Annotated in this window: 26 protein-coding genes; 16 read left to right on the top strand and 10 right to left on the bottom strand. The window is 71.1% G+C overall.

The features are described from left to right. Positions 1–5: 5 nt before the first annotated feature. Genes sufC through ACFXI4_RS04520 form a run of 4 tightly spaced genes read left to right on the top strand, consistent with a single transcriptional unit; the run spans position 6 to position 2841 of the window. On the top strand, positions 6–770 hold the full coding sequence (sufC, locus tag ACFXI4_RS04505) for a Fe-S cluster assembly ATPase SufC (protein ID WP_384988105.1): 765 nt from the start codon (positions 6–8) through the stop codon (positions 768–770). Continuing rightward, positions 767–2023, top strand: a complete 1257-nt coding sequence (locus tag ACFXI4_RS04510; protein ID WP_362721408.1) for a cysteine desulfurase — start codon at positions 767–769, stop codon at positions 2021–2023. Before sufC ends, ACFXI4_RS04510 begins: the two co-directional genes overlap by 4 nt. A gap of 18 nt (positions 2024–2041) precedes the next feature. Then, positions 2042–2512 carry a Fe-S cluster assembly sulfur transfer protein SufU gene (gene sufU / locus ACFXI4_RS04515; RefSeq protein WP_362721405.1) on the top strand — a complete coding sequence of 157 codons (471 nt, stop codon included), beginning with the start codon at positions 2042–2044 and terminating at the stop codon, positions 2510–2512. Beyond that, the gene (locus ACFXI4_RS04520; protein ID WP_037743875.1) at positions 2509–2841 is read left to right on the top strand and encodes a metal-sulfur cluster assembly factor; all 333 of its coding nucleotides are present in this window, start codon (positions 2509–2511) and stop codon (positions 2839–2841) included. The genes sufU and ACFXI4_RS04520 overlap by 4 nt, the downstream gene beginning before the upstream one ends. A 55-nt stretch (positions 2842–2896) precedes the next feature. On the opposite strand, the gene ACFXI4_RS04525 is transcribed toward ACFXI4_RS04520, so the two are convergent. Continuing rightward, positions 2897–3766, bottom strand: a complete 870-nt coding sequence (locus ACFXI4_RS04525; RefSeq protein ID WP_384988108.1) for an AbfB domain-containing protein — start codon at positions 3764–3766, stop codon at positions 2897–2899. Between the two features lie 272 nt (positions 3767–4038). Here ACFXI4_RS04525 and ACFXI4_RS04530 point away from each other — a divergent pair, with 272 nt between their 5' ends. The 4 genes from ACFXI4_RS04530 to dapD all read left to right on the top strand — a co-directional run bounded on the left by ACFXI4_RS04530 (position 4039) and on the right by dapD (position 6496). Then, entirely contained in the window at positions 4039–4359 is a 321-nt protein-coding gene (locus ACFXI4_RS04530; protein ID WP_362721396.1) for an SMR family transporter, read from the top strand. Further along, a complete protein-coding gene (locus ACFXI4_RS04535; RefSeq protein ID WP_384988110.1) occupies positions 4359–4895 on the top strand; it encodes a TetR/AcrR family transcriptional regulator in 537 nt (178 codons plus the stop codon). Before ACFXI4_RS04530 ends, ACFXI4_RS04535 begins: the two co-directional genes overlap by 1 nt. Positions 4896–5190: 295 nt before the next feature. Continuing rightward, a complete protein-coding gene (locus tag ACFXI4_RS04540; RefSeq protein ID WP_384988112.1) occupies positions 5191–5373 on the top strand; it encodes a hypothetical protein in 183 nt (60 codons plus the stop codon). A gap of 133 nt (positions 5374–5506) precedes the next feature. Then, on the top strand, positions 5507–6496 hold the full coding sequence (gene dapD, locus ACFXI4_RS04545) for a 2,3,4,5-tetrahydropyridine-2,6-dicarboxylate N-succinyltransferase (protein ID WP_384988114.1): 990 nt from the start codon (positions 5507–5509) through the stop codon (positions 6494–6496). 49 nt (positions 6497–6545) lie between these two features. Here the strand turns inward: dapD and ACFXI4_RS04550 are convergent, their stop codons facing one another. Continuing rightward, positions 6546–7055, bottom strand: a complete 510-nt coding sequence (locus ACFXI4_RS04550; protein WP_384988116.1) for a hypothetical protein — start codon at positions 7053–7055, stop codon at positions 6546–6548. Positions 7056–7196: 141 nt separating this feature from the next. Between ACFXI4_RS04550 and ACFXI4_RS04555 the strand changes: the two genes are divergently transcribed. Together ACFXI4_RS04555 and ACFXI4_RS04560 are read left to right on the top strand one after the other, a co-directional pair. Then, positions 7197–7757: a SigE family RNA polymerase sigma factor gene (locus tag ACFXI4_RS04555; RefSeq protein WP_384988318.1), complete on the top strand. Its 561-nt coding sequence runs from the start codon at positions 7197–7199 to the stop codon at positions 7755–7757. After that, complete coding sequence (locus ACFXI4_RS04560) at positions 7754–8971, top strand: WD40 repeat domain-containing protein (RefSeq protein WP_384988118.1); 1218 nt, start codon at positions 7754–7756, stop codon at positions 8969–8971. The genes ACFXI4_RS04555 and ACFXI4_RS04560 overlap by 4 nt, the downstream gene beginning before the upstream one ends. On the opposite strand, the gene dapA is transcribed toward ACFXI4_RS04560, so the two are convergent. Further along, entirely contained in the window at positions 8972–9901 is a 930-nt protein-coding gene (gene dapA, locus ACFXI4_RS04565) for a 4-hydroxy-tetrahydrodipicolinate synthase (protein WP_384988319.1), read from the bottom strand. A 199-nt stretch (positions 9902–10100) separates the two neighbouring features. Here dapA and ACFXI4_RS04570 point away from each other — a divergent pair, with 199 nt between their 5' ends. The 3 genes from ACFXI4_RS04570 to ACFXI4_RS04580 all read left to right on the top strand — a co-directional run bounded on the left by ACFXI4_RS04570 (position 10101) and on the right by ACFXI4_RS04580 (position 12063). Beyond that, positions 10101–10583 carry a hypothetical protein gene (locus ACFXI4_RS04570; RefSeq protein WP_384988120.1) on the top strand — a complete coding sequence of 161 codons (483 nt, stop codon included), beginning with the start codon at positions 10101–10103 and terminating at the stop codon, positions 10581–10583. An 86-nt stretch (positions 10584–10669) separates the two neighbouring features. After that, complete coding sequence (locus ACFXI4_RS04575; protein WP_384988122.1) at positions 10670–11308, top strand: ArsR/SmtB family transcription factor; 639 nt, start codon at positions 10670–10672, stop codon at positions 11306–11308. Positions 11309–11325: 17 nt separating this feature from the next. After that, positions 11326–12063 (top strand): SRPBCC domain-containing protein, encoded by a 738-nt coding sequence (locus ACFXI4_RS04580; RefSeq protein ID WP_384988124.1) that lies wholly within the window; start codon positions 11326–11328, stop codon positions 12061–12063. Between the two features lie 10 nt (positions 12064–12073). Here ACFXI4_RS04580 and ACFXI4_RS04585 read toward each other — a convergent pair whose 3' ends face one another. Beyond that, on the bottom strand, positions 12074–13900 hold the full coding sequence (locus ACFXI4_RS04585; RefSeq protein WP_384988126.1) for an endonuclease/exonuclease/phosphatase family protein: 1827 nt from the start codon (positions 13898–13900) through the stop codon (positions 12074–12076). Between the two features lie 307 nt (positions 13901–14207). On the opposite strand from ACFXI4_RS04585, the gene ACFXI4_RS04590 reads away from it, so the two are divergent. The 3 genes from ACFXI4_RS04590 to ACFXI4_RS04600 all read left to right on the top strand — a co-directional run bounded on the left by ACFXI4_RS04590 (position 14208) and on the right by ACFXI4_RS04600 (position 19368). Next, a complete protein-coding gene (locus ACFXI4_RS04590; protein ID WP_384988128.1) occupies positions 14208–15638 on the top strand; it encodes a hypothetical protein in 1431 nt (476 codons plus the stop codon). A gap of 238 nt (positions 15639–15876) precedes the next feature. After that, positions 15877–17331: an alkaline phosphatase PhoX gene (locus ACFXI4_RS04595; protein ID WP_384988130.1), complete on the top strand. Its 1455-nt coding sequence runs from the start codon at positions 15877–15879 to the stop codon at positions 17329–17331. A gap of 450 nt (positions 17332–17781) precedes the next feature. Beyond that, complete coding sequence (locus tag ACFXI4_RS04600; RefSeq protein WP_384988132.1) at positions 17782–19368, top strand: TROVE domain-containing protein; 1587 nt, start codon at positions 17782–17784, stop codon at positions 19366–19368. Positions 19369–19431: 63 nt separating this feature from the next. On the opposite strand, the gene ACFXI4_RS04605 is transcribed toward ACFXI4_RS04600, so the two are convergent. From ACFXI4_RS04605 to ACFXI4_RS04630, 6 genes are all read right to left on the bottom strand, one after another. Further along, positions 19432–20595 carry a TerD family protein gene (locus tag ACFXI4_RS04605; protein ID WP_384988134.1) on the bottom strand — a complete coding sequence of 388 codons (1164 nt, stop codon included), beginning with the start codon at positions 20593–20595 and terminating at the stop codon, positions 19432–19434. A 104-nt stretch (positions 20596–20699) separates the two neighbouring features. Continuing rightward, positions 20700–21689 carry a zinc-dependent alcohol dehydrogenase family protein gene (locus tag ACFXI4_RS04610; protein ID WP_362725147.1) on the bottom strand — a complete coding sequence of 330 codons (990 nt, stop codon included), beginning with the start codon at positions 21687–21689 and terminating at the stop codon, positions 20700–20702. Beyond that, the gene (locus ACFXI4_RS04615) at positions 21686–22522 is read right to left on the bottom strand and encodes a carbohydrate ABC transporter permease (RefSeq protein WP_384988136.1); all 837 of its coding nucleotides are present in this window, start codon (positions 22520–22522) and stop codon (positions 21686–21688) included. Before ACFXI4_RS04615 ends, ACFXI4_RS04610 begins: the two co-directional genes overlap by 4 nt. Then, on the bottom strand, positions 22519–23460 hold the full coding sequence (locus tag ACFXI4_RS04620; RefSeq protein ID WP_384988138.1) for a carbohydrate ABC transporter permease: 942 nt from the start codon (positions 23458–23460) through the stop codon (positions 22519–22521). Before ACFXI4_RS04620 ends, ACFXI4_RS04615 begins: the two co-directional genes overlap by 4 nt. After that, positions 23457–24827, bottom strand: coding sequence for an ABC transporter substrate-binding protein (locus ACFXI4_RS04625; protein ID WP_384988140.1), 1371 nt, complete (start codon positions 24825–24827; stop codon positions 23457–23459). The genes ACFXI4_RS04620 and ACFXI4_RS04625 overlap by 4 nt, the downstream gene beginning before the upstream one ends. A 122-nt stretch (positions 24828–24949) precedes the next feature. After that, positions 24950–25720: a DeoR/GlpR family DNA-binding transcription regulator gene (locus tag ACFXI4_RS04630; RefSeq protein WP_384988142.1), complete on the bottom strand. Its 771-nt coding sequence runs from the start codon at positions 25718–25720 to the stop codon at positions 24950–24952. Positions 25721–26004: the final 284 nt, after the last annotated feature.

Consider the following 26004-nt stretch of genomic DNA (forward strand, 5'->3'; position numbering starts at 1 on the left):
TATCCATGGCAACGCTTGAAATCCGAGACCTGCACGTCACCGTCGAGGCCGACAACGCCACGAAGGAGATCCTCAAGGGCGTCGACCTGACCGTGAAGCAGGGCGAGACGCACGCCATCATGGGCCCCAACGGCTCCGGCAAGTCGACCCTCGCCTACTCGCTCGCGGGTCACCCGAAGTACACGGTCACCAGCGGCACCGTCACCCTCGACGGCGAGGACGTCCTGGAGATGTCCGTCGACGAGCGCGCCCGCGCGGGCCTGTTCCTGGCGATGCAGTACCCGGTCGAGGTCCCCGGCGTGTCGGTCTCCAACTTCCTGCGCACCTCCGCCACCGCCATCCGCGGCGAGGCCCCCAAGCTGCGCACCTGGGTGAAGGAGGTCAAGGAGGCCATGGAGCGCCTCCACATGGACCAGTCCTTCGCCGAGCGCAACGTCAACGAGGGCTTCTCCGGCGGTGAGAAGAAGCGCCACGAGATCCTTCAGCTCGAACTGCTCAAGCCGAAGATCGCGATTCTCGACGAGACGGACTCGGGCCTCGACGTCGACGCCCTTCGCATCGTCTCCGAGGGTGTCAACCGCGTCCGCGAGACCGGTGAGGTCGGCACCCTGCTGATCACGCACTACACGCGCATCCTGCGCTACATCAAGCCCGACTACGTCCATGTCTTCTCCGGCGGCCGGATCGTCGAGTCCGGCGGCGCCGAACTCGCCGACAAGCTGGAGAACGAGGGCTACGAGGCATACACGAAGGGCGGCGCATCCGCGTGACACAGCTGCCGGGCCTCCTCGACACCGAGGCGATCCGCAAGGACTTCCCCGTCCTGGACCGACTGGTCCACGACGATCGGAAGCTCGTCTACCTGGACAACGCGGCGACCTCGCAGAAGCCGCGCCAGGTGCTGGACGCCCTGAGCGAGTACTACGAGCGTCACAACGCCAACGTCCACCGCGGTGTGCATGTGCTCGCCGAGGAGGCCACGGCGCTGTACGAGGGTGCGCGTGACAAGGTCGCGGAGTTCATCAACGCGCCCAGCCGCGACGAGGTGATCTTCACGAAGAACGCCTCCGAGTCCCTGAACCTCGTGGCGAACATGCTCGGCTGGGCCGACGAGCCCTACCGGGTGGACCACGAGACCGAGATCGTCATCACGGAGATGGAGCACCACTCCAACATCGTGCCGTGGCAGCTGCTCGCGCAGCGCACGGGCGCGAAGCTGAAGTGGTTCGGCCTCACCGACGACGGCCGCCTCGACCTGTCCGGCATCAACGAGATCATCACCGAGAAGACGAAGATCGTCTCCTTCGTGCTGGTGTCAAACATCCTGGGCACCGTCAACCCGGTCGAGGCGATAGTCCGCCGCGCCCAGGAGGTCGGCGCGCTGGTCTGCATCGACGCGTCCCAGGCCGCACCTCACATGCCTCTCGACGTCCAGGCCCTGCAGGCCGACTTCGTCGCCTTCACCGGCCACAAGATGTGCGGCCCGACCGGCATCGGTGTCCTGTGGGGCCGCCAGGAACTCCTGGAGGACCTGCCTCCGTTCCTCGGCGGCGGCGAGATGATCGAGACCGTGTCGATGCACTCGTCGACCTACGCTCCCGCTCCGCACAAGTTCGAGGCGGGCACCCCTCCGATCGCCCAGGCGGTCGGTCTCGGCGCGGCCATCGACTACCTGAACGCCATCGGCATGGACAAGGTCCTCGCCCATGAGCACGCACTCACCGACTACGCGGTGCGGCGGCTCGCCGAGGTCCCCGATCTGAGGATCATCGGCCCCACCACGGCCGAGGACCGGGGCGCCGCGATCTCCTTCACCCTCGGCGACATCCACCCGCACGACGTGGGCCAGGTCCTCGACGAGCAGGGCATCGCGGTCCGGGTCGGCCATCACTGCGCGCGTCCGGTCTGCCTGCGGTACGGAATTCCTGCGACCACGCGAGCGTCGTTCTATCTGTACTCCACGCCGGCCGAGATCGACGCACTGGTCGAGGGGCTGGAGCACGTACGGAACTTCTTCGGCTGAAGGGCGTGAACTGAGACCGTGAAGCTGGACTCGATGTACCAGGAAGTCATCCTGGACCACTACAAGCACCCGCACGGGCGTGGTCTCAGGGATGGCGACGCCGAGGTGCACCATGTGAACCCGACGTGCGGCGACGAGATCACCCTCCGCGTGAAGTACGACGGCACGACGATCGAGGACGTTTCGTACGAGGGCCAGGGCTGCTCGATCAGCCAGGCGAGCGCCTCCGTACTGAACGACCTGCTGGTCGGCAAGGAGCTGGCCGACGCGCAGCGGATCCAGGCGACCTTCCTGGAGCTGATGCAGTCCAAGGGCAAGCTCGAACCCGATGACTCGATGGAGGAGGTGCTGGAGGACGCGGTCGCGTTCGCCGGTGTCTCCAAGTACCCGGCCCGGGTCAAGTGCGCCCTCCTGAGCTGGATGGCGTGGAAGGACGCGACGGCTCAGGCGCTGGGCGGCGCGGCCGACGCCGAAAGGAAGACGGCATGAGCGAGACCGTTGAGATGAAGCCGGCCTCCGAGGAGGAACTCCGCGAGGCCCTGTACGACGTCGTCGACCCCGAGCTGGGCATCGACGTGGTCAACCTCGGCCTGATCTACGGCATCCACATCGACGACGCGAACATCGCGACGATCGACATGACCCTGACCTCGGCGGCCTGCCCGCTGACGGACGTGATCGAGGACCAGGCCAAGTCCGCCACGGACGGCCTCGTCAACGAACTGCGCATCAACTGGGTCTGGATGCCCCCGTGGGGCCCCGACAAGATCACCGACGACGGCCGCGAGCAGCTGAGGGCGCTCGGGTTCAACGTCTGAGACCCGCACACACGAAAGCGGCGGCACCGGTCGGGTGCCGCCGCTTTCGCGTGCTTCACGACAGGGGATCCACCAGGCGGAACGCCGAGTCCGCTCGGTAGAGCTCGCTGTTCTGGTAGGAGACCAGTTTCAGCTGGAAGTTCTGGTGGCGCAGGAAACGGCCCGGGTAGTTCACCGACTCCAGCAGGACCGCGCCGGAGTAGGCCGAGGTCCGGGCGCAGAAGGTGGCGTCCTGGTGGAAGAGGGACGAGCCGTCGCTGCGGTCGGCGCGCAGCACGAAGTCGCGGTGGCGCAGGTACTTCCCGTCGGACGTCCGGAACGAGTAGCAGGAGCTGTTCGCGAGGCCGTTGACGACGGTGAACGTGGAGTCCCCGCGGGACTCCGAGCCGCCGGCCGGGTCGAGCTTCACGTAACCGTCGCTCACCTGCCAGTAGCGGTCCGGGTAGTTGACCGAGCGGACCGACCTGAGGGTGGGGGACTGCGGTGCGGACGCGCCCGAGCCGCCTGTGCCGCCCGGACTTCCCTTGGAAGGGGCGGACTTGGTCGGCTTCGTGCTGGACGGCGAGGTCTTCGCGGTGGTGCCGGGTGCCGTGGCCGACGCCGTGGCGGAGGCGGACACGGTCGGCGAGGTCGTCGGCATGCCCGACTTGTCCTTGCCGGGTACGGCCGGTCCCGGCGCCGTCGGTGAGGCGAAGGAGAGCAGCCCGGGGCCGTGGTCGAGGGCCGCGCCGGCCGACGGGGCGGCTGACGTCTGATCAGATGGGTGGTGGCTGACGGCTGTCGCGGTGACGCAGGCGACGACCGTGGCTGTCGCCAGCGTGCCGGCCAGCCAGAGCCTCCGGGTCCCGGGAGGCCGGGAGGTGTCGGGGACCCAGCCGTTCTCCCAGGAGGGGTGCGGCGGGGGTTGGGGGGTGGTTTGTGGCATGCGCTTTTTCCTCCAGCGGCGCCAGGGCAGCGGCAGCCGGGGGTGTGAGGGTGGTGTGGATGGAGTGTGAAGTGATGGTGGGTCACCGAGGTGCACACACTAGTAGAGTCGCACGGCCACGGGGAGTCGTTTCAGTGAGCGGTTTCCATGAGAGTTGAACATCTTTGCGTGACGTGGGGGAGTTCGGCCGCGGATCCCGATGCGCACCCGTGCCCGCAGTGCGACACGGGTGTTGTGTACGGCCGTACACAACGGTGCGTACACTCGTACACATGGGATACCTGACGCTCGCCGGCGCCATAGCCGCCGAGGTCGCCGCGACGACGGCGTTGAAGTACAGCGAGGGCTTCAGCAGGCTCTGGCCCTCGCTCGTGACGGCACTGGGATACCTCCTGTCGTTCCTGCTGCTGGCAGCGACGCTGAAGACCGTGTCGATCGGCACGGCGTACGCGATCTGGTCCGGCGTGGGCACCGCGGCCATCGCCGTGCTCGGCCTGCTGCTGTTCGGGGAAGGGCTGAGCCTGGTCAAGGTCGCCGGGATCGTGCTCATCGTCTGCGGAGTGGTGGTCCTCAACCTGGGAGGCGCGCACTGATGCCACGCCGTTACGATCCCGACCGCAGGCAGCGGATCATCGAGGCGGCGATCCGCGTGGTGGGGGAGAAAGGGCTCGCCGGGCTCTCCCACCGCTCCGTCGCAGCCGCCGCGGACGTGCCGCTCGGCTCCACGACGTACCACTTCACGACCCTCGACGAACTGATGGTCGCCGCGCTGCGGCAGGCCAACGAGGGCTTCGCCAAGGTGGTCGCCGCGTACGGCGGCCTGGACGACCCCGCGGCGGATCTCGTCACCGCCCTCGCCCGGATCCTCGGCGACTGGCTGAGCGGGGACCGTACCGCCGTGGAGCTGGAGTACGAGCTCTACCTCGCCGCCCTGCGACGCCCGGCGCTGCGACCGGTCGCCGCCGAGTGGGCCGACGACCTGGCGGAACGGCTGGCCCGGCGCACCGACCCGGTCACCGCGCGGGCACTGGTCGCGCTGATGGACGGGATCTGCCTCCAGGTGCTGCTGACCGGGACCCCCTACGACGAGCGGTACGCGCGAGAGGTGCTGGGCCGCGTGATTCCCTGAGCCGGACGGAACGCGTCCCCCGCCCCCTTCCCGGCGACCCGCACGCACCGACGCATCAGGGAGAGCCCTCCGTGACTGGAACGCCATCAGCGACGACGGAGTGAAGGGGCCCGGGGGCCGGGCGTGGGACGACTACAGGGAGATCAGCGCCCTCCTCGGTCACAGACCCATGCCGCCCGCGGCGCTGGCCTCGCTGTACCGCGCGCCTCGCGCTGCTGGTCAAGGGGAACGTCACCGACCACCTGGTCGACACGGTCACCGGCCGCAAGCCGTCGCCCTGACCGACTGCCTCGCCGTGGACGACCCGGAACTGCCCCGGAACAAGGCCGAGCTCAGGCCCAGTCTGGTGAAACAGACGCTGATCGACCCGCGGACCTACCACGTCGTGGGACGGCGCCGGTTCGTGGACGGCAAGGTCGCCGACGCCGACGAACTGGTCACGACGGCGGTGGTGGACAAGGCCGGCGAGTGTTCCTGACCCCACCCCCCGCTCCCGGGCGGCCCGCACCGCAGGGGGGTGCGGGCCGCCCGGCCGGGCTTCACGGCCCGGCTGCCGAGACGCCCCGCACGCTGGTTCGCCTCCCCGGCCCCCGGCCGGTTAGGTTGCCCTCATGACCGACACGACTGCTCTTCGTCCCACCGGCGCCGTGGCCGCCGGGCTCGCCACCGTCGCCGCCGACGGCACCGTTCTCGACACCTGGTTCCCCGCCCCCGCGCTGGTCGCCGAGCCCGGCCCGGCCGGCACCGAGACGCTCTCCGCCGAGCAGGCCGTGGAACTCCTCGGCGAGGGCGCGGCCAAGGCGGTCGGCCCGGACCCCCGCCGCAACGTCGAGGTCGTCGCGGTCCGTACGGTCATCGCCTCGGTCGACGAGAAGCCGATCGACGCGCACGACGTCTACCTGCGTCTGCACCTGCTCTCGCACCGTCTGGTCAAGCCGCACGGCCTGAGCCTGGACGGCCAGTTCGGCTTCCTCGCCAACGTCGCCTGGACCTCCCTCGGCCCGGTCGCCGTCGACGAGATCGAGACGGTCCGGCTGAACGCCCGCGCCGAGGGCCTGCACCTCCAGGTGACCTCGATCGACAAGTTCCCGCGGATGACGGACTACGTCGTCCCCAAGGGCGTGCGCATCGCCGACGCCGACCGGGTCCGCCTCGGCGCGCACCTCGCCGAGGGCACGACCGTCATGCACGAGGGCTTCGTCAACTTCAACGCCGGCACGCTCGGCACCTCGATGGTCGAGGGCCGCATCTCGGCCGGTGTCGTGGTCGGCAACGGCTCCGACATCGGCGGCGGCGCGTCCACCATGGGCACCCTGTCCGGCGGCGGCAACGTGATCATCGCCATCGGCGAGCGCTGCCTGGTCGGCGCCGAGGCGGGCGTCGGCATCGCCCTCGGCGACGAGTGCGTGGTCGAGGCCGGCCTGTACGTCACGGCCGGGACCCGGGTCACCATGCCCGACGGCCAGATCGTCAAGGCCCGCGAACTGAGCGGTGCCTCCAACATCCTCTTCCGCCGCAACTCGGTCACCGGCAGCGTCGAGGCCCGCCCGAACAACGCGGTCTGGGACGGCCTGAACGAGATCCTGCACAGCCACAACTGACGGAAGCCCTCGCCGGGCCGAGCGTCCTTCCGGGGGACCGGAGGGGCGCTCAGTCGTCGTGGGGGAGGGAATTCCGGTACTCCGTCAGCGCGGTGAAGTCGCCCGCCCGCAGGCCGACACGGGGATCGACGTGGTGGAGCAGGGCCGGCCCGGGGTGGTGGGCGTGGACGTAGCGGGTGTCCGCCGGGGTCTGCTCGTCGTCCACCCAGGCGAACGGCCGGCCCCCGGCGTACGCGAGGATCGCCGCCGTCTTCCAGTGCACCCCGTCGGGCCGATGCGCCAGCAGTTCCTTGCCGAAGTCGACGTACGGCAGCTCGGGCAGGCCCACGACCGGGGCGATCCAGTGGTTCGCCTCGGCCATCCAGGTGGTCGCCCAGCACAGGTCGTAGCCGAGGGCGAGGAGTGCCGGGCCGTGGGACGGGTTCAGCCACACCCGCAGCGGACGCCCGGGGCGGACGGTCGCCCGGACCGTCGTGTAGCCCTCCGGGCGCCGCTCCGGCTGTGCCGCGTACGGGTTGAGGGGGCCGTCGACGTCCAGGAACAACAGGGGGCGGCTCATGGGGACAACGTAGGGCAGCGGGCGGCCGTGACACCGGTGAATAAAATCCGCGCCGGACAGGCATAGCGCGGCCGCTCCGCACGCGTCACCACGGGTGCGGGGCCCGGACACGAGGTGGGCCCGGGGGAAGAGAAGGTGACGATGGATGCGGAACTGGGCGAGAGCTTCCGGGAGTTCGTGGACGGCCGGTCCTCGGCGCTGCTGAGAACCGCCGTGCTGCTGACCGGCGGCGACCGGCACGCGGCCGAGGACCTGCTGCAGAACGCGCTGATCAAGGCGGCCGGCCGCTGGCGGCGGATCGACGAACCCGAGGCCTATGTACGGCAGATCCTCTACCGGCAGCAGATCAGCCGCTGGCGCCTGAAGTGGCGGCGGCGTGAACTCAGCGTCGCCGAACCCCCGGAGAGCCCGTCGGCCCCCGACGCCGCGTCCACCGCCGAACTGCGGCTCGTACTGCGCGCGGCCCTGGCCCGGCTCACCGCCCGTCAGCGCACCGTGCTGGTGCTCCGCTACTTCGAGGACCTGCCGGAGGCCGACGTGGCCCGGCTGCTCGGCTGCTCCGTCGGCACCGTACGGTCCACCACCCACCGCTCCCTGGCCCGGCTGCGCACCCTCGCACCCGAACTGGCCGCCCTCGACCCGGACCCCGGCCGCGCGCAGCCGCCGTCCCGTGACTACTCGCCCGTGGAGGTGCGGCCGTGAACGTCGAGGAACTCGTGCGGGACTCCCTGCGGGAGCTGGCCGTTGCACAGCCGCCCGCGGGACCGGGCTTCGCCGACCGGGTGCTGGCCGTCCGCCGGCGCCGCCGCGCCCGCAGGCTCGCCTCCGTGGCCGCCGCGACGGCCGCCGTGGTCGCGGTCGCGGTGGCGGTGCCGCTGCTGGACTCCGGGAAGAGCGACGTGCGTCCGTCCGGGGCCGTGCAGCGGGACGGGATCACCGGGCACCCGGACCAGTCGCCGCCGCGCGAGTTCATCGCGGCGGGGCGGACGGCGCTCGCCGCGTACTACACCTGGCGGACCGTGCCGCTGACGGACGACAAGGGTGTAGGCGTGCGCACGTACCGGCTGCTCGACCAGGCGACCGGCACCTACGTGAAGGACCCCCGGTGGGCCTTCGTCGCGGTCGCGCCGGGCCTGCGGACGGCCGCCGTGCTCGAGCAGACCCTGCCCGTGCGCCGGATCGGCCTGCTCGACCTCGCGACGAGGAAGGTCGAGCGGTGGATCCCGGTCGGGCACGGGGTCGGCGGACTGGCCTTCTCGCAGGACGGGACCAGGCTGCTGGCGACGACGTACGACGCGAACCCCGACGCGCGCGCCAAGGTCCGGAACTTCAAGGGCGGCTGGGGCTGGGGGCCGGCGTTCACCACGTCCGGCCGGACGGGCTTCTACGACATCGACGTGGCCTCCGGCGAGGGCACCTGGACGGGTGTCGCGTCCGGCAGCGACACCCTCCCGCGCGCGGACTTCTCCTACAGCCGCACCGGCGGCCAGGTGTACGCCCAGGTCATCGGGGACCGGGACGGGAAGCAGCAGTTCTACGGCCTCGACGGCGGCAGGATCGCCGCGCCGGCGGACGAGCGGTACCTGCGGACGGACGTCGAGGCACGGCTGTCGCCGAACGGGCGGCTCGCCGCGCTCGGTCTGACCAGGGAGGTCGCCCCCGGGAAGTCGTACTCCTCGATCCGTGATCCCCGCACCGGCAAGGAGATCACCAAGGTCCGCGGCGGCAACCTGCTCGCCTGGGCCGACGACCGGCGGCTCATCGCCTGGGAGCGGGCCAGTGGCCTGGACGAGCCGTACCGCGCCCGGCTCGTGCTGGTGACGATCGGCAGCGACAGGACCGTGCCGTTGAGCGGTGTCCAGAAGGAGATGTACGACGACCTGAAGGCGTGGCAGCCCGTCTTCGCCCGCCGCTGATCAGCCGGCCGCGAACTCCTCGTACACCGCCCGCAGCCCGTCGGCCGCCTCCGGGCCGGCGGACCGCAGCGGTGCCCGTACCGGGCCCGCCGGCCGGCCGAGCGCGTTGAGCAGCGCCTTCGAGGTGACCGTGCCCGGCAGGCCCGCGGCCGTCATCGCCTCGATCAACGGCACGGCCCGCCGCTGCAGTTCGGCGGCGCGGGCGGTGTCACCGGCGTCGAACGCGTCGAGGATCGCGGCGACCCGGTCCGGCACCACGTTCGCGACCGTGCTGACACAGCCCGCGCCGCCCACCGCGTACAGGGCGAGGACGTGCTCGTCGCAGCCCGCGTAGTAGGCCAGTTCCGTGCGCGCCAGCACCTTCTGGGTGCCGAGGAAGTCGTACGAGCAGTCCTTCACCGCCACGATCGCGGGGTGCGCGGCGAGCCGGACCAGCGTCTCCGGTTCGATGCGGGTGCCGGTGCGGCCGGGGATGTCGTACAGCATCACCGGCAGCCCGCTCGCCCCCGCCACCTCCAGGAAGTGCGCCTCCAGCGCGTCCTGCGGCGGCCTGCTGTAGTACGGCGACACCACCAGCACGCCGTCCGCGCCCGCCTTCTCGGCCGCGCGCGTGAGCTCCACGGTGTGCCGGGTGTCCGCGGTGCCCACGCCCGCCACCAGCACCACCCCCTCGCCGACCGCCTCCCGGACGGCCGAGATGAGCTCGCTCTTCTCGGCGTCCGTGGTGGTCGGCGACTCACCGGTGGTGCCGTTGAGCACCAGGCCGTCACAGCCGTCCGCGGCCAGCCGTGCGGCCAGCCGCCGGGCGCCGTCGAGGTCCAGCGTGCCGGTGCCGGTGAACGGCGTGACCATCGCACAGAGGGTGCGGCCGAAGGGACGGCGCGGGCCGGCGGTGCCGGGTGGGTTCGTGACGGGTGTCGTGGGTGTCATGGGTGTCATGGGGGTTAGTCTCGGCAGCGCGATGGCTTAGCTCCACTTAATTCTTCTGTGCTGTACGTCTTAGGAACGCTAAGTCGTTGCGTGCGCGGGCTGGCCGTGCCGCCCGCCCCGCCTGACCGTCGGCGATCCGGGTACCCGGAAGGTCCGCAGGTACGAGCGGACGCCGACGAGACCAGGAGAGGCAGTAGCCATGACGAAGAGGACCGCACACGGAACGGGGGCCCGACTCGCCGACTCCGCGGGTGCGTTGGCGGCGAAGGCCGACCTCAGGGGGCGTACCCAGGCCCGCGCGGCCGACCTCAAGGACAAGGCCGGTGCGCTGACCGTCCAGTTGCGCGCGGGTGCCACCCGGGCCGGCCACCACGCCCAGGACCGGGCGGCGAAGGGCGGCCACGGTACCCAGGAGCAGTTGACGAAGGCGCGGCACGTGCTGCTGGAGCGGGCGCTGCGGGCCGGACACGTCGTCCAGGAGCAGGCGGAGCGGGCTGGCCACGTGGCCTCCGAGAAGGCCGTCGAGGCGGGCCGCGCAGCGGAGGAGCACCTCCCGCGGTCCGCGCGCGGCGCCCTGCGGTCAACCCGGAGCTCCTCCCGTCCGATGCTGATCGCGGGCGCCGCCCTCGCCGTCGCCGGTGCCGTCGTGGCCGGCGTGATGAGCCGGGCCCGACGCCGCTGAGGGCGGCTCGGCGGCTCTCTCTCCGCCCTCTCACCGAAAACCAGATCCGTCTGGACAAGAAAAGTTTTCGGTGGGAGGGTGGAGTCATGTTGGACGTGACCGTGATCGAGGACCCCGAGGCCGCGGCGGTGTCGCTGGACCCCGTACGGGCCAGGCTGCTCGCCGAACTGGCAGGCGCGCCCGCGTCGGCCGCGATGCTGGCCGGCCGGGTCGGGCTGCCCAGGCAGAAGGTGAACTACCACCTCAAGACGCTGGAGCGGCACGGCCTGGTCGAGTTGGCGGGCGAGCGGCGCAAGGGCAATGTCACCGAGCGGCTGATGCGCGCGACCGCCGCGTCGTACGTCATCTCGCCGGCCGCCCTGCCCGCCGTACAGCCGGACCCGGACCGCTTCCGCGACCAGCTCTCCGCGCGCTGGCTGCTCGCGGTCGGCGCCCGTCTGGTGCGCGACGTCGGCACCCTGATCAGTGGTGCCGCCAAGGCCCGCAGGCGGCTGGCGACCTACGCGCTGGACGGCGAGGTGCGCTTCGCCTCCGCCGCAGACCGCGCGGCGTTCGTGCAGGAGCTGACGGCGGGCGTGAGCGCGCTCATCCGCAAGTACGACGCACCCGGCACGGAGGGCGGCCGGGACCACCGGATCGTCGTCGCCCTCCACCCCACGGTCAAGGCCGACCCGCACCCCGTGGCCGTGGACCGGTCCACGGCCACCCCCGAACCGGATCAGTAGGCAGCAGGAGCCCAGACATGTCCAAGGAATTCGAGATCGCCCGCGAGTTCGAGGTCGACGCCACGCCCCAGGAGGTGTGGGAGGCGATCACCAACGGCTCCGGCGCCTACCTGTGGCCGATGGATCCGCCCGAGCCCCGGGTGGGCGGCGCGGCGGCCTTCGGCTCGACCGTGACCGCCTACGAGCCGCCGCACCACCTGATCGTCCGCAGTGAGGACGTCGGGTTCCCGACGCAGAGCGCCAACCAGCTGGAGCACGTGATCGAGCCGCGGGACGGCGGCCGCCGGGCCTGGGTGCGCTACGTCCACAGCGGGATCTTCACCGACGACTGGGACAACCAGTACGACGGTGCGAGCCGGCACACCGACTTCTATCTGCACACCCTGCGCGAGTACCTGGTCCACTTCGCGCCCCGCCCGGTCACCTTCGCGCAGCTCGACGGGGGGCGGGCGGCCCAGGCGCCGGACGCCTTCGAGGCCGTGGGCCGCGCGCTCGGCCTGCCGGACGACCTGGCCGAGGGCGCGAAGGCGAGTGTCCGGGGGCCCGGCGGGCGGACTCTGGAGGCGGTGGTCGACTACCGCAACCCGTACTTCATCGGGCTGCGCACCGACGACGCCCTCGTCCGGTTCTTCGGGCGCAACCACTGGGGCGCCCCGGTCGGCATCAGCATCCACGACTTCGCACCGGACGCCGACGCCGAGGCGAACGAGAGCGCCTGGCAGGACTGGCTGAACGGGGTGTTCAGCCAGTCCTGAACCGCGGTCGTCAGGGGCGGAAGCGCAGCACCTGCGGGTCGTGGTCGCTGATCTGGTCGTGGAACTCCGAGTTGACGTGCACGCTGTCGTACTCGAAGTCGCCGCCGCGGCGGATCTCCTTGCTGATCAGGATCTGGTCCAGGACCTGCTCGTTGCCCTGGTAGTCGTAGGTGTAGCGCTCCTTCGTCGGCAGCGACCGGATCGCCGACCAGAGCGCGCCGTGGCTCTCCAGGATCTTGGTGGTGCCGGAGAAGTCGAAGTCGTTCATGTCACCGAGCGCGATGACGTTCGCGTCCTTCTGGACGTCCAGGATGCTCTTGACGAAGGCGTTGACCAGCGTCGCCTGCGCGTGGCGCTGGACCTCCGAGCTCCGGGTCACCGGCTGGTACTGCGAGGTCAGGCCCTGGTCGCCGCCCTTGGAGTTCAGGTGGTTGGCGATCACGAAGACGGTCCTGCCGCGGAAGGCGAACTCGCCGGCCAGCGGCTTGCGGCTGGCCGTCCAGGCGGAGTCCGCCGGGGCGATGCGGCCCGGCGAGGCGGTCAGCCGCGCCTGGCCGTGCACCTCGGTGACGCCGACCGCGGTGGTGGAGTCGCCGCCCGCGCGGTCGACGAAGGACACCCGCTCGGGGTTGAAGAGGAAGACCTGGCGGATGTTGCCGCCGGGCTCGCCGCCGTCCTGGTCGTTGACCGGGTTGACGGAACGCCAGTCGTACCTCGGGCCGCCGGCCGCGACGATGGCGTCGACCAGCTTGTTCACCGTCACGTCGGCGGCGACCGTGCCGTCGTCCGTGGCGCCGTTGTCGTCCTGGATCTCCTCCAGGGACACGATGTCGGGCGACTGCAGGTTGTTCACGATCGCGGCGGCGTGGGCGGCGAAGGTACCGTCGGAGGGGTCGAGGTTCTCGACGTTGTACGTGGCGACGGCCAGCTCGTTCTTCGACTGCTTCCTCGTCGTCTCGCGCTGCAGGCCGCCGCTCCTGAGGGCGCCCAGCTCGCTCGCGACGAGGGTGTAGCCGCCGAACTGGTTGTAGTCCATCGGACCGGTCGTGGGCCCGGCCAGCGTGTCGCCGACGTTCGCCACCGGGAAGTCGGCGGTCGCGCCCAGGGACTGGATCTGGAGGCGGCCGGTGTTCTGGTCGTCGTAGGAGCGGTACAGCGAGCCGCCGCGGACCGTGCGGTTCTCGTGCGGCTTGACCGTGACCCACAGCTCGGCGTACGGGTCGGTCGCGGTGATCACGCGGGTGTCGCGGACCTGGACGTTCATGCCCTCCAGGGACTCGTAGTAGTCCAGGGCGTACTTCGTGGGCCGGAGGGTGAGGCCGTTGACCGAGCCGGCCGCGGCCGTGTCGCCCGCCGGGGTGTACTCGGCCGGCACCGACTTCTTGTCGATCACGACCGGTGCGGGGACCGCGTTGCCGGTGGAGACCGTGGTGACCGTCGGCTTGGTGATCTCGGTCAGCGACTGGTTGCCGGTGGCGGCACCGCCCGGGACGTACTCGGAGACCGTGCCGGTGACGGTGACGGAGTCGCCCACCGCGACCTTCGGGGTGGAGCTGGTGAAGACGAAGACGCCCTCGCTGGTGGCCGGGTCGGCGTCCGGAGCCGGGTCCTGGAGCCAGAAACCCCGCGAGGAGCCGTAGGTGCGCGTGGCGGTGACGATGCCGGGAACGTCCGTCACCTTCTGCCCGGCGTACGGCGATACGCGCGTGGCGCCCTGGACGTCATGGATGCGCAGCCCGTCGGCCTGGGCCGGCGAGGTGAGGGCGACGGTGGACGCCGCGCTGCAGACGGCGGCGACGGTGAGCGCGGCGAGACGCGCGGAAGACCTGCTCGGCAAGGAAATCCCTCCGGGGACATGAACGGTGCCGGGACGAAGGGGCGTCATGGAATGGGCATGACACGCGTAGACCACGAGTGAACACTTGTCCCCCTGATTTCTACGCGCGTCAATCTCGTACCTGCGCAGGGGAGTTGTCAAGGTTTCGGCCATGCGGGCAACCCGGCCGGGAGATGAACCGGGCGGCATGGGTCGAAATCCGTCTAGGCTGAGCGGCTGAGGCGTACGGCGTCCCGATGGTCGTACGGCCGTCGTACGGAGTCCATGTCGTCGTACGACCGTAGAGGCGTCCGAGGAGAACCACCCGATGTCAGACAGCTCCCCCCTGCCGCCGGTGCGGTTGCGTCCCGAAGCGGAGCTGGCACGCGCCGCGCTGGCCACGCCGCTGCTCTCCCGGGCGGCCCGGCTCGCCCGCTGGGCCGGCCCCGACACCCGCGTCGACGCAGGTGGCGGACTGGCCGAGGAGCAGCTCCCGGCCGCGGCCGAGCTGCTCGGGCTCACCGGGGACGACGCCGCCGCGTACGCCGCCGAGGCCTGGCGGATCGCCCTGGACTCCGGGCTCGTCGAGATCGTCGACGAGGAGGCCGGGACGGTGGCGGCCGGGGAGGAGCTGACACTGCTCACCGCGGGCTCGCCGCACGACGTCCTCGCGGTCTGGCTGGCCGCGCTGGAGACCGTGATCGGTGACGCGAGCGTGCCCGACCTGGACGGAATTGTCGACGCGCTCGACGAGGGCGGCGAGGTCGATTTCTCGTCACTCGACTGGGACCCCGAGGCGGAGGCGGAATTCCTCGACGGCGTCCTCGGCAACCTGTACCTGCTGACGGTGAGCGAGGACGGTCCCGGCGAGGCGCCCGTGCCGCTGCCCGCGCTCGCCGCGTCGATGATCGTGCCCAGCGACATGGGGGAGCCGACCAACGACGTGCTCGAACAGGTCTCCGACGCGATGATGCGGCTCGACGACCAGTTCCGGATGCTGGAGCCGGTCGGACTCGTCGCGTACCAGCCGGTCGACGAGGCGCTCATGGCCGACGCCGAGGAGGAGCCGGCCGCCGGACCGGTCGACGAGAGCGACGTCACCCGGTACGGCATGGTGCGGCTCACCCCGCTCGGCGCGTACGGGCTGCGGACGCGACTGCTGGAAGCCGGGTTCGAGGCGCCGGCGGTCGGGGAGCTCGCCGACAAGGGCGCGGACGCCCTGCTCGACGGGATGGCCGCGTATCCGCAGGGGGCCGCGCAGGCCGAGATCGAGCAGTGGCTGGACCGGCGTGAATCCCTCGCCGCCGCCCGGGAGCTGCTGGCCGCCGCGCGCGGCGAGGACGCGGGCGCGCCGCTGCGCAGACTCCGCTGCCAGCAGGCGTTGTCGCTGGTCGGCGCCGAGGCCGAACCGGCGCTCCGCGAGGTCCTCGGCGACCCCGAGCTGGGCGGGCTGGCCAGGGTCTGGCTGGCCGAACGCGGCGCCGCCGACGTGCCGGCGCCCTCGCCGGACATGATCTTCTGGCTGACCATCGACACGGTCGCGGCGCAGCTGGCGGCCGAGGGCAACTCCGAGGAACTGCAGGCCCTGGTCGAGGGATTGGCCCAGCAGCACGCCGGGTTCTTCGCCGAGGCCTGGCGGGTCGAGCACCCGGACACGGCTGACGTCCTGGAGGCCATGGGACGCCTGCACCCGGACAAGAAGGTCGCCAAGGAGGCCCGTAAGGCGGCGTTCAAGGCCCGGTCGCAGCAAGGGGGGTAGCGGCCCCGGGCGGCCAGGAGGGAGTGCGGTCGCCGACGGCCGGCACGGTCCGCGGCGGGTTCCCGGCGGGCTGCCGGGTGTGACTTTTGGGTTCCGTAGGACGGCGCATACGGATTCGTGGAAGACGCGAAGCCGATGTCGCCCTCCGTTCAGGCGGAGTTCAGGTGTGGACGGGAGCGTGTGCGCCGACTTGAGGTCCGCCACCCGCCACGGCCCCACGACCGTCACAGGAGACACCATGTCGCTCACCCGCAGGGACTTCGCCAGGAAAACCGCGATCACCGGTGCCGGAGTGGCGCTGGCCGGCAACGTCGGCGCCCTCGCCACCGCCCCGAACGCCCTCGCCTCCACCGAGACCGAGGCGCCCGGCGCGGCCGAGGCGGGGCACGGCCACGGACACGGCGGCGTCGGCTACGGACCGCTGCTCCCCGACCCCGACGGCATCCTCGCCCTCCCCGCCGGCTTCAAGTACCGCGTCATCACGTACAGCGGCAGGACCCGGCTGGAGACGGGCGAGTTCACCCCCTCCAACCACGACGGCACCTCCACCTTCGACGGCCCGCGCGGCGCCACCCTCCTCGTCAACAACCACGAACTGGCCGGCCCCCGCGCCAACTGGACCCACCCGGTGCCGCTCACCGAGGGGCTCGTCTACGACCCGGCGGCCGCCGGTGGCTGCACCGTGGTGGAGGTGCGCCACGACAAGGTCGCCGAGTGGGTCGGCATCGCCGGCACCGCCACCAACTGCGCGGGCGGCAACACTCCCTGGGGCACCTGGCTCACCTGCGAGGAGACCGAGGACAGGGCCGGCGTCAACGGCATGACCAAGGACCACGGCTACGTCTTCGAGGTCGACCCCCAGGACCGCCGGGCCAACCGCGACCCCAAGCCGATCAGGGCGCTGGGCCGGTACGCCCACGAAGCCGTCGTCGTCGACCCCAAGCGCGGCCACCTCTACCTGACGGAGGACGCGTCCAACCCGAACGGCCTGCTCTACCGCTGGACCCCGCCCGAGCACTTCCACCACGGCCGCGGCCGGCTGCGCACCCTCGCCGACGACGCGGGCACGCTCCAGGCCTTCAAGTGCTTCGACTCCGGCGGGGTGTTCGTCGACGACCTCTCCCGGGCCACGAAGATCGGCACCGTGTACGGCGTCGACTGGACCGAGGTCCCGGACCGCGACGCGAAGACCACCTCGGTCCGCAAGCAGTTCACCGCCGGCCAGGTCACCCGCGCCCGCAAGCTGGAGGGCATGTGGTGGGGTGACGGGGGCGTGTACATCGTCTCCTCCTACGCCCGCGCGGAGAGCCCCGTCCAGCACGACGGCGCCGTCTGGTTCTACGACCCCAAGCGCCGCACCCTCACCCTGAAGGTCCTCATCGGCGTCAACCCCGACCCGTCCGCGGACGGCGACTTCGACGGCCCGGACAACATCACCGTCTCCCCGTACGGCGGCCTGGTCATCGCCGAGGACGGCGAGGGCATCCAGCACCTGTTCGGCGCCACCGAAAGCGGCCGCACCTACCCCATCGCCCGCAACGAACTGAACGCCGGCACCGAAGAGGAACCGGAATACAGCGAGTTCACCGGCGTCACCTTCTCGCCCGACGGCAGGACCCTCTACGCGAACATCCAGACCCCGGGCATCATGCTCGCGATCACGGGGCCCTGGAAGCGGCAGAAGCGCGGATGACTAATTCGCTCGCCCGACCCGCGGCACGCCTCCTAAGGTGATGAACGTCCAGGTGCGAAGGCAGGACCTACTTCCACTCATAATGGGGCGGCCGCGGGTTCGAGTCCCGCCACCGGTACAACGCGCCGGTGTAGCTCAGGGGCCAGAGCACCTACGTCGGTTCCGCCGGCCTTGAACTCTGGACACCAAGAACTTCATGCACCTCCCGGTGCGTGTGTCACTGGACTCGGGAGGCGCAGCCAGTGGTGGGTGCCCGGTGCGCAGGCAGCGGATACTTCAGGGCCCTGGTCCTCGAAAGAGGGTGCGGGTTCGAATCCCGTCGTCGGCTCAGGGCCGATGTGGCGGAAAGGAAGACGCGCCAGGTCGACGTCCCGTCGCCGAATCCTGATCTCGGGCACCCTCCACTTGCCGCGCCTTTTCCCGGGCTCCCATGAATCCGGGGGATTCACCATGGCGCGATTCAACACGAAGGCGGCCCGGGCACAGCCCGTTTCGCGGGTCACCTCGACCGGAAACGTACTCCGTACCTACCAGGGCGGCCGCGGCCGGGAGCGGGACGCGCGTTCCGAGCTCTTCCTGCTCGCCCTCGCCAACCTCGTCTCGCAGCAGACCTTCTACGAGAACGGTGCCGACCGCGACGACCGGTACGCGAAGCTCGTCCGTGAGCTCGCCGTCACCGATCCGGCCTGGACCGCGGGCCTGCTCGGCTGGCTGCGCGGCGAGGGCGGCATGCGGACCGCCTCCCTCGTGGGCGCCGCCGAGTACGTGCACGCACGCCTGACCACGGGCGCCACCGAGGGCCCCGCGAACCGGCAGGTCGTCGCCTGCGTGCTGCGGCGGCCCGACGAGCCCGGCGAGTTCCTCGCCTACTGGACGGCGGTCTACGGCCGAGCCGTCCCCAAGCCCGTCAAGCGGGGGATCGCCGACGCCGTACGGCGGCTCTACCACGGCCAGTCGCTGCTCAAGTACGACACCGCGGCCAAGGGGTACCGCTTCGGCGACATCCTGAACCTGGTGCACGCGGCGCCGGACCCGGACAAGCCGTGGCAGGGCGAGCTGTTCCGGTACGCGCTGGACCGGCGGCACCACCCGGACACGGCCGTACCGCCCGCGTCGAGCCCGGTGCTCGCCGCGCACCGCGAACTGATGGCGCTGCCCGTCGCACGGCGGCGCGCGGTCGTCACCGAGCCCGGTGGCGCCGAGCGGCTCGCGGCGGCCGGGATCACCTGGGAGGCGCTGGCCGGCTGGCTCCAGGGACCGATGGACCGGGCGGCCTGGGAGGCGGTCATCCCGTCCATGGGGGCCATGGCGCTCGTGCGCAACCTGCGGAACTTCGACGCGGCGGGAGTCTGCGACGAGGTGGCCGCCCAGGTCGCGGCCCGGATCAGTGACCCGGCAGAGGTGGCGCGCTCGCGGCAGTTCCCGTTCCGGTACCTCGCCGCCTACCGGCACGCCCCGTCGCTGCGCTGGTCCTGTCCGCTGGAGCGGGCGCTCGGCCACTCGCTGGCCAACGTGCCCGCGCTGCCGGGGCGGACACTGGTGCTGGTCGACCGGTCCGGCTCGATGTGGGGCCCGCTGTCCGACCGCTCGCGGCTCAACCGGGCCGACGCGGCGGCGATCTTCGGTACGGCGCTCGCGCTGCGGGCGGCGGACGCGGACCTCGTCGAGTTCGGTACCACGAGCAGGCGGCTGGCGTTCGGCAGGGGCGAGTCGGTGCTGAGGGTCCTCGGCCGGTTCGGCTCGCTGGGCGGTACCGACACCACCTCGGCGATCCGCTCCCACTACCGGGGGCAGGACCGGGTGCTGATCGTCACCGACGAGCAGTACGCGCACCACCGGGACGGCGACCCCACCCGGCAGGTCCCGGCGCACATCCCGGTCTACACCTGGAACCTGGCCGGCTACCGGGTCGGCCACGGCCCGTCGGGCAGCGCCGGCCGGCACACCTTCGGGGGTCTTTCGGACGCGTCCTTCCGGATGGTGCCGCTGCTGGAGTCCGCCCGGGACGCCGACTGGCCGTGGGCGACGGCCGCCTGACCGTCGTCGGCCCATGAGCGTGGCCCGTACCCGCACGGGGGATGCGGGCCACACCCCTGCCCGCTACAGCGCCTGCGCGCCGGGCTTCACCATGTTCCGTACCGTCCGGGCCTTCACGAACTCGCCCAGTGCCGTCATGTCCCACTCGCCGGAGAACTGGCGGACCAGCTTGGCCATCATCACGCCGGTCTGCGCCTCCGCGTTGGTGAGGTCGAAGCGGACCAGTTCCTCGCCGGTCGCGGCGTCCAGGAGCCGGCAGTAGGCCTTGGCGACCTCCGTGAACTTCTGGCCGGAGAAGGAGTTGACGGTGAAGACGAGGCCGGTGACCTGCGGGGGGATCCGGCCGAGGTCGACCACGATCACCTCGTCGTCGCCGCCGCCCTCACCGGTGAGGTTGTCGCCGGAGTGCTTGATGGCGCCGCTGAGGATGGACAGCTTGCCGAAGTAGCAGCTGTCGACGTGGTCGCGCTGCGGACCGTAGGCGATGACCGAGGCGTCCAGGTCGATGTCCTTGCCGCGGTACGCCGGCTCCCAGCCCAGGCCCATGTGGACCAGGGAGAGCAGCGGGCTGCCGCCCTTGACCAGGGACACGGTCTGGTTCTTCTGGAGGCTGACCCTGCCCTTGTCGAGGTTGATCTTCCCGGCGCCCGGCGCGGGCGGTGCGGGCGGTGCTGCGGGGACGGGCGGGGCCACGACCGGGGGAGCGGTGGGCTGCGGGGCCGGGGCCGCCGCCGGTTCCTCCACCGTCACGCCGAAGTCCGTCGCGATGCCGGCCAGGCCGTTGGCGTACCCCTGGCCGACCGCGCGGGCCTTCCACGCGCCGTTGCGCAGGTAGATCTCGACGACCACCAGGGCCGTCTCGGTGCCCAGCCGCGGAGGCGTGAACGTGCCCAGCACCGAGCCGTCGGCCGCGTTGCGGATGGTCGCCGTCGGCTCGATGCCCTGGAAGGTCTGACCTGCGGCGTCGGGGCTCGCGGTGACGACGATCTTCTCGATGCCGGGAGGCACGGCCGACGTGTCGACGGTGATCGCGTCCGGGGACGTACCGCCGCCGGAGCGGTACGTCACACCCGGGCCGGCGGGCTGGTTGTAGAAGATGAAGTCGTCGTCGGAGCGCACCTTGCCGTCGCCGGTGAGCAGCAGGCCCGACACGTCGAGCCGCACCGGGGCGGCGACGTCCACCGCCACCCGGGAGACGGGAAGAGGGATGTTCGAGCCAGGGGTCATAGCTGTCATGCCGCGTGAACGAACAACACCGCTTTACCGTTCCCTTACCGTCGGGCGGTCCTCCCGGTGTCCCCCGATCGGCCCAGGCAAGCCCGCGATCGGGCTCAGGGGACGACGACGATCTTCCGGCCCACCCCCGCCGCGAACTGCTCCAGCGCCTGCGGATAGCTGTCCAGCGGCAGGCGGTCGCTGATGAAGACCTCCGGGTCCAGGACTCCGTTCGCGAACAGCTCCGCCGCGCGCTCGAAGCTGTGCAGGACGGCCATGGAGCCGGTGATGGTGATCTCCTGGTTGTAGATGCGGTACGGGTCGATCGTCACCCGGGTCGCGTAGTCGGCGACGCCGAACTGGAGGAAGGTGCCGGCCTTCGCGACCCGCTCCAGGCCGTCCTGGATCGCCGCCGCGTTGCCGGTCGCGTCGATCACCACGTCCCAGCCCCGCGGCCGGTCCAGTTCGTCGGCGTTCGCGGCGGACGCCGAGACGCCCAGCGCGCGGGCGGTCTCCAGCCGGGCCGGGTTCAGGTCGACCACGTCGATGCTCGCCGCGCCGGTCCGCTTGGCGAGTTCCAGCATCATCAGGCCCATGGTCCCGGAGCCGTAGATCAGGACGTGCGCGCCCAGGCGGGAGTTGAGCACGTCGTAGCCGCGTACCGCGCAGGACAGCGGCTCGACCAGGGCCGCGTCCTGGGTGCGGACGTGCTCGGGGAGCTTCACGCAGTTGGCGACCGGGGCGAGCGCGTACTGCGCGGCGCCCCCCGGCACGGTCACGCCGATCGCGGCCCAGCGTTCGCAGAGGTTGTTGTGGCCGTCCCGGCAGTACCGGCACTCGTGGCAGTACAGGGACGGGTCGACCGCGACCCGGTCGCCGACCGCCACCTCGGTCACCTGGGTGCCGACGCCGACCACCTCGCCGGCGAACTCGTGGCCGGGCACGATCGGCAGCTTGGGGGCGAACTCGCCCTGGAGGATGTGCAGGTCGGTGCCGCACAGCCCGCACGCGGCCACTTCCACCACGACCTCGCGGGGGCCGGGGGTCGGGTCCGGGACCTCGGTGACGACGGCACGGCCCACGGACTCGATGACGGCGGCCTTCATTTCACGGCTCCCAACGACAGGCCCTGGACCAGTTTGTCCTGGGCGGTGAACCCCGCGGCGAGCACCGGCAGGGAGACGACGAGCGACGCGGCGCACACCTTCGCCAGGAACAGGCCCTGGCTGGTGATGAAGCCGGTCAGGAAGACGGGGGCGGTCTCGGCGACCACGCCCGTCAGCACGCGTGCGAAGAGCAGTTCGTTCCAGCTGAAGATGAAGCAGATCAGCGCGGTGGCGGCGACGCCCGGGAGGGAGATGGGGGCGACCACGCGCGCGAGGATCGTCGGCAGCCGGGCCCCGTCCACCCGCGAGGCCTCGATGACCTCGACCGGGACCTCGGCGAGGAAGGACTGCATCATCCACACCGCGATCGGGAGGTTCATGGAGGTGTAGAGGATGACCAGGAGCCAGATGTTGTCGAGCATCCCGGCGTTCTTCGCGAAGAGGTAGATCGGCAGCAGGCCCGCCACGGCCGGCAGCATCTTCGTGGAGAGGAAGAAGAACAGGACGTCCGTCCACTTCCTGACCCGCCGGATCGACAGCGCGTACGCCGCCGGAAAGGCCAGCAGCAGGACGAAGAGCGTCGAGACCACCGACGCCATCGCCGAGTTGATCAGTGCGGGCCACGGGCTCGCGCCACCGCCGACGCCGAAGAACTCGCGGTAGCTGTCCAGGGTGAGGGCGGCGGTGAAGGACGGCGGGTTGGTCGCCGCGTCCGACTCGGAGTGGAAGGACGTCAGCGCCATCCAGGCGATGGGCAGGAAGAACACGATCCCGGTCAGCCACGCGAGCAGCCCGAGTCCGCCTCGTCGTACGACGTTCAGGGCGGTGTTCATGCGCGCGCCACCTCCTCGCGGAACAGCGACGACACCACACGCAGGGCGAAGGTCGCGATGATGATCGAGCCGATGACCACCACGACGCCGGCGGCCGAGGCGAGGCCGTTCTCGTGGGCCTGGTAGAAGCTCTGGTAGACGGTGTAGGGGAGGTTGGCGGTGCCCAGGCCGCCGGAGGTGATCGTGAAGACCGCGTCGAAGTTCTGCACGATGTAGATCGAGCCCAGCAGGCCGCCGAGTTCGAGGTACCGGCGCAGATGCGGGAGGGTCAGGTAGCGGAAGATCTGCCAGTCGCTCGCGCCGTCCACCCGGGCCGCCTCCAGCTGCTGCTGGTCGCGGCTCTGCAGTCCGGCCAGCAGGATCAGCATCATGAACGGCGTCCACTGCCACACCAGTGCGGCTTCGACCGCGAGCAGCGGGTTGTCCGAGATCCAGTCCGGCTGGGGGCCGCCGACGTAGTGCAGCAGGCCGTTGAGCAGGCCGTACTCGGGGTTGTAGAGGACGTGCTTCCACAGCAGCGCGGCCGCGACCGGGACGATCAGGAACGGCGCGATCATCAGGGTGCGGACCACGCCGCGGCCCCGGAACCTGCGGTTCAGCAGCAGCGCCACCACCAGGCCCAGGACCAGGCTGACCAGCACCACGGTGACCGTCAGCAGGACCGTCGTCCACACCGAATGGCGCAGGTCCGGGTCGGTCAGGACCTGGCGGTAGTTGTCGACACCGGTGAAGTGGCGGTCCTTCGGGTAGAGCGCGTTCCAGTCGAAGAACGAGATCACCACGGTCGCCACGAACGGCAGCTGGGTCACCACGATCATGAAGACCAGCGCGGGCAGCAGCGGTGCCCGGGTGGCCCAGGCCCGCAGACGGTCGGACGGGGGCCGGGGCGCCGGCCGCGCGGAGGCGGCGGCGACCCGGGGGGAGGCGGTGGCGGTCATGATCCCTCGTACTTCTTGCCGACGGCCTCGGCGAGCTTCTGGGCCTTCTTCAGCGCGTCGTCCACGGACTGCTGGCCGGCGACGGCGGAGCTGATCTCCTGGGAGACCTTGGTGCCCAGGTCGGTGAACTCGGGGATGTCGACGAACTGGATGCCGGGCGCGGGCCGCGGCTGCACACCCGGGTCGTTGGGCTTGGCACCGGCGATGGCGTCCCGGGTGACGTCCGCGAAGGCGGCCGCCTCCTTGCGGTACTGCGGGATGTCGTACGTCGAGGTGCGCTTGCCGGCCGGCACGTTGGCCCAGCCCGCCTTCTCGCCGACGAGCTTCTCGTAGTCCTTGCTCGACGCCCACGAGATGAACTTCCAGGCGTCGTCGGGGTTCTTGGAGGCCTTCTGGATGCCCCACGCCCAGGTGTAGAGCCAGCCGGAGCTGTCGGTCTTGTCGACCGGCGCCGGGACGTAGCCCATCTTGCCCTTCACCGGGGAGCCGGCGGCCTCCAGCGAACCCGCGCCGGAGGTGGCGTCGTACCACATCGCGGTCTTGCCCTGGGTCGTGTCGTTCAGGCACTCGGCGAAGCCGGACTGCGCGGCGCCGGCCTCACCGTGCTGCCGGACCAGGTCGACGTAGAACTGCGTGGCCTTCTTGAACTCCGGGGCGTCCAGCCGGGCCTTCCAGTCCTTGTCGAACCAGGTGCCGCCCATGGTGTTGACGACCGTGGTCAGCGGCGCCAGCATCTCGCCCCAGCCGGGCAGCCCGCGCAGACAGATGCCCTTCATCCCCGGTTCCGCGCCGTCCGCCTTGGCGGCCAGGTCGGCGACCTGCTGCCAGGTGGGATGGGCCGGCATGGTCAGCCCCTTCTTCTGGAAGACGTCCTTGCGGTACATCAGGAAGGACGACTCGCCGTAGAAGGGTTCGCCGTAGAGCTTGCCGTCCGCCGCGGTGAGGGCCTGCTGCATCGGCTTGAGGATGTCCTGCTGGTCGAAGGCGGTGTCCTTCTCGACGTACGAGTCGATCGGCTCCAGCCAGCCGTTCTTGGCGTAGATCGGGATCTCGTAGTTGGAGAGGGTCGCGACGTCGTACTGGCCGGCCTGGTTGGCGAAGTCCTGGCTGATCTTGTCGCGGACGTCGTTCTCGGGCAGCACGGTGAAGTTCACCTTGATCCCGGTGTCCTTGGTGAAGCCGGCCTCGGTGAGCTTCTGCAGCTCCACCATCTGCGGGTTGTTCACCATCAGGACGTTGATGGAGTGGGCGGAGGAACCGCCGCCGGCGCCGGCGCCCGAGCAGCCGGCGAGCAGCGAGGTGGTCAGCGTTCCTGCGGCGGCCACCGCAAACAGGGCGCGGGGCGTTCGTCGGCTCTGGGTTCGCATGGGGTACTCCTGGAGAACTGATGGGGAGATCTGAAGAACTTATGGGTACATAAGGGGCGCGCCTGGGCGGGCGGGGTGCCGTTGGGGGCTGCGGTCGGACGGACGGTTCGGTCGGCCCGGTGTCAGACGCGGAGGACCTGCGGGCCCTGGAGCGAGTAGCGGTGGGCCTCGGAGGCGGGCAGCAGGGTGCTGGTGACGATGGTCTCCAGCTCGCCGATCTCCGCGAACCGGCAGAAGCTGACCGCTCCGAACTTGGTGTGCACGCCGGCGAACACGGTGCGGCGCGCGGCCCGGATCGCCTGCGCCTTCACCTCGCTGACCGCCGGGTCGGGCGTGGTCAGGCCGTGGTCGCGGGAGATGCCGTTGGCGCCGATGTAGGCCAGGTCGATGACGAAGCCGGCGAGCATCTTCGTCGTCCAGTGGTCGACGGTGGCGAGGGTGCCGGAGCGGACCCGGCCGCCGAGCAGCAGGACGGAGGCGTTCTCGGACTCCGCGAGCGCGCCCGCCACCGGCAGGGACGCGGTGACCACGGTCAGCGGCCGGTCCGTGGGCAGCGCCTCGGCGATGAGCTGGGGGGTGAAGCCCTCGTCGACGAAGACGGTCTCCGCGTCGCCCAGCAGTTCGGCGGCGGCGGAGGCGATCCGGCGCTTCTCCGGGACGTGGCTGGTCGACCGGAACGCGAGCGTGGTCTCGAAACCGGCGCTCTCCACCGGGTAGGCGCCGCCGTGGGTGCGCCGCACCAGCCCGTGGTCCTCCAGGGCGCGCAGGTCGCGCCGGATGGTCTCCCTGGCCACGCCCAGTTCGGCGGCGAGCGCGGTGACGTCCACGGAACCGGTGGTCCGGGCGGCCCGCACGATCTCGCGCTGGCGCTCTTCCGCCGTCCTGGTGCTCATGCCGGCACCCACCTCCCTGTGGAACTGCCCGTTCGGGCCATGGGGGAAGTTGTACCTCCGGCGCACGTCGCTGACCAGGCCTGTTGCCAACCCGATGCTGCCCGCATGTGCCCGGTCGTGCCGGGGCGTGCCCGTCTGGGACCTGGGGCGCTGCTGTGCGGGACGTGGGATCGGGCATGACCGGTGCCCGAATGCGGCGGGGGGGGGGGGCGGGCGGGGGGGCGCCCCCCCCCCCCGGAGCGCGGCCGTGTGGTAATAAAAAGACGACAACGCCAACCCCGCCG

Source organism: Streptomyces sp. NPDC059224, assembly GCF_042754285.1.
Lineage (GTDB): Bacteria > Actinomycetota > Actinomycetes > Streptomycetales > Streptomycetaceae > Streptomyces.

Bases quoted from the DNA above. Each gene is read 5' to 3' on its own strand.
- ACFXI4_RS04590 (WP_384988128.1), top strand. From the start codon at position 14,208: ATGTCAGACAGCTCCCCCCTGCCGCCGGTGCGGTTGCGTCCCGAAGCG.
- ACFXI4_RS04580 (WP_384988124.1), top strand. From the start codon at position 11,326: ATGTCCAAGGAATTCGAGATCGCCCGCGAGTTCGAGGTCGACGCCACG.
- ACFXI4_RS04525 (WP_384988108.1), bottom strand. From the start codon at position 3,766: ATGCCACAAACCACCCCCCAACCCCCGCCGCACCCCTCCTGGGAGAAC.
- ACFXI4_RS04595 (WP_384988130.1), top strand. From the start codon at position 15,877: ATGTCGCTCACCCGCAGGGACTTCGCCAGGAAAACCGCGATCACCGGT.
- sufC (WP_384988105.1), top strand. From the start codon at position 6: ATGGCAACGCTTGAAATCCGAGACCTGCACGTCACCGTCGAGGCCGAC.
- ACFXI4_RS04600 (WP_384988132.1), top strand. From the start codon at position 17,782: ATGGCGCGATTCAACACGAAGGCGGCCCGGGCACAGCCCGTTTCGCGG.
- ACFXI4_RS04530 (WP_362721396.1), top strand. From the start codon at position 4,039: ATGGGATACCTGACGCTCGCCGGCGCCATAGCCGCCGAGGTCGCCGCG.
- ACFXI4_RS04630 (WP_384988142.1), bottom strand. From the start codon at position 25,720: ATGAGCACCAGGACGGCGGAAGAGCGCCAGCGCGAGATCGTGCGGGCC.
- ACFXI4_RS04555 (WP_384988318.1), top strand. From the start codon at position 7,197: ATGGATGCGGAACTGGGCGAGAGCTTCCGGGAGTTCGTGGACGGCCGG.
- ACFXI4_RS04615 (WP_384988136.1), bottom strand. From the start codon at position 22,522: ATGAACACCGCCCTGAACGTCGTACGACGAGGCGGACTCGGGCTGCTC.
- ACFXI4_RS04520 (WP_037743875.1), top strand. From the start codon at position 2,509: ATGAGCGAGACCGTTGAGATGAAGCCGGCCTCCGAGGAGGAACTCCGC.
- ACFXI4_RS04570 (WP_384988120.1), top strand. From the start codon at position 10,101: ATGACGAAGAGGACCGCACACGGAACGGGGGCCCGACTCGCCGACTCC.
- ACFXI4_RS04535 (WP_384988110.1), top strand. From the start codon at position 4,359: ATGCCACGCCGTTACGATCCCGACCGCAGGCAGCGGATCATCGAGGCG.
- dapD (WP_384988114.1), top strand. From the start codon at position 5,507: ATGACCGACACGACTGCTCTTCGTCCCACCGGCGCCGTGGCCGCCGGG.
- ACFXI4_RS04610 (WP_362725147.1), bottom strand. From the start codon at position 21,689: ATGAAGGCCGCCGTCATCGAGTCCGTGGGCCGTGCCGTCGTCACCGAG.
- ACFXI4_RS04620 (WP_384988138.1), bottom strand. From the start codon at position 23,460: ATGACCGCCACCGCCTCCCCCCGGGTCGCCGCCGCCTCCGCGCGGCCG.
- ACFXI4_RS04550 (WP_384988116.1), bottom strand. From the start codon at position 7,055: ATGAGCCGCCCCCTGTTGTTCCTGGACGTCGACGGCCCCCTCAACCCG.
- ACFXI4_RS04575 (WP_384988122.1), top strand. From the start codon at position 10,670: ATGTTGGACGTGACCGTGATCGAGGACCCCGAGGCCGCGGCGGTGTCG.
- dapA (WP_384988319.1), bottom strand. From the start codon at position 9,901: ATGACACCCACGACACCCGTCACGAACCCACCCGGCACCGCCGGCCCG.
- ACFXI4_RS04625 (WP_384988140.1), bottom strand. From the start codon at position 24,827: ATGCGAACCCAGAGCCGACGAACGCCCCGCGCCCTGTTTGCGGTGGCC.
- ACFXI4_RS04605 (WP_384988134.1), bottom strand. From the start codon at position 20,595: ATGACCCCTGGCTCGAACATCCCTCTTCCCGTCTCCCGGGTGGCGGTG.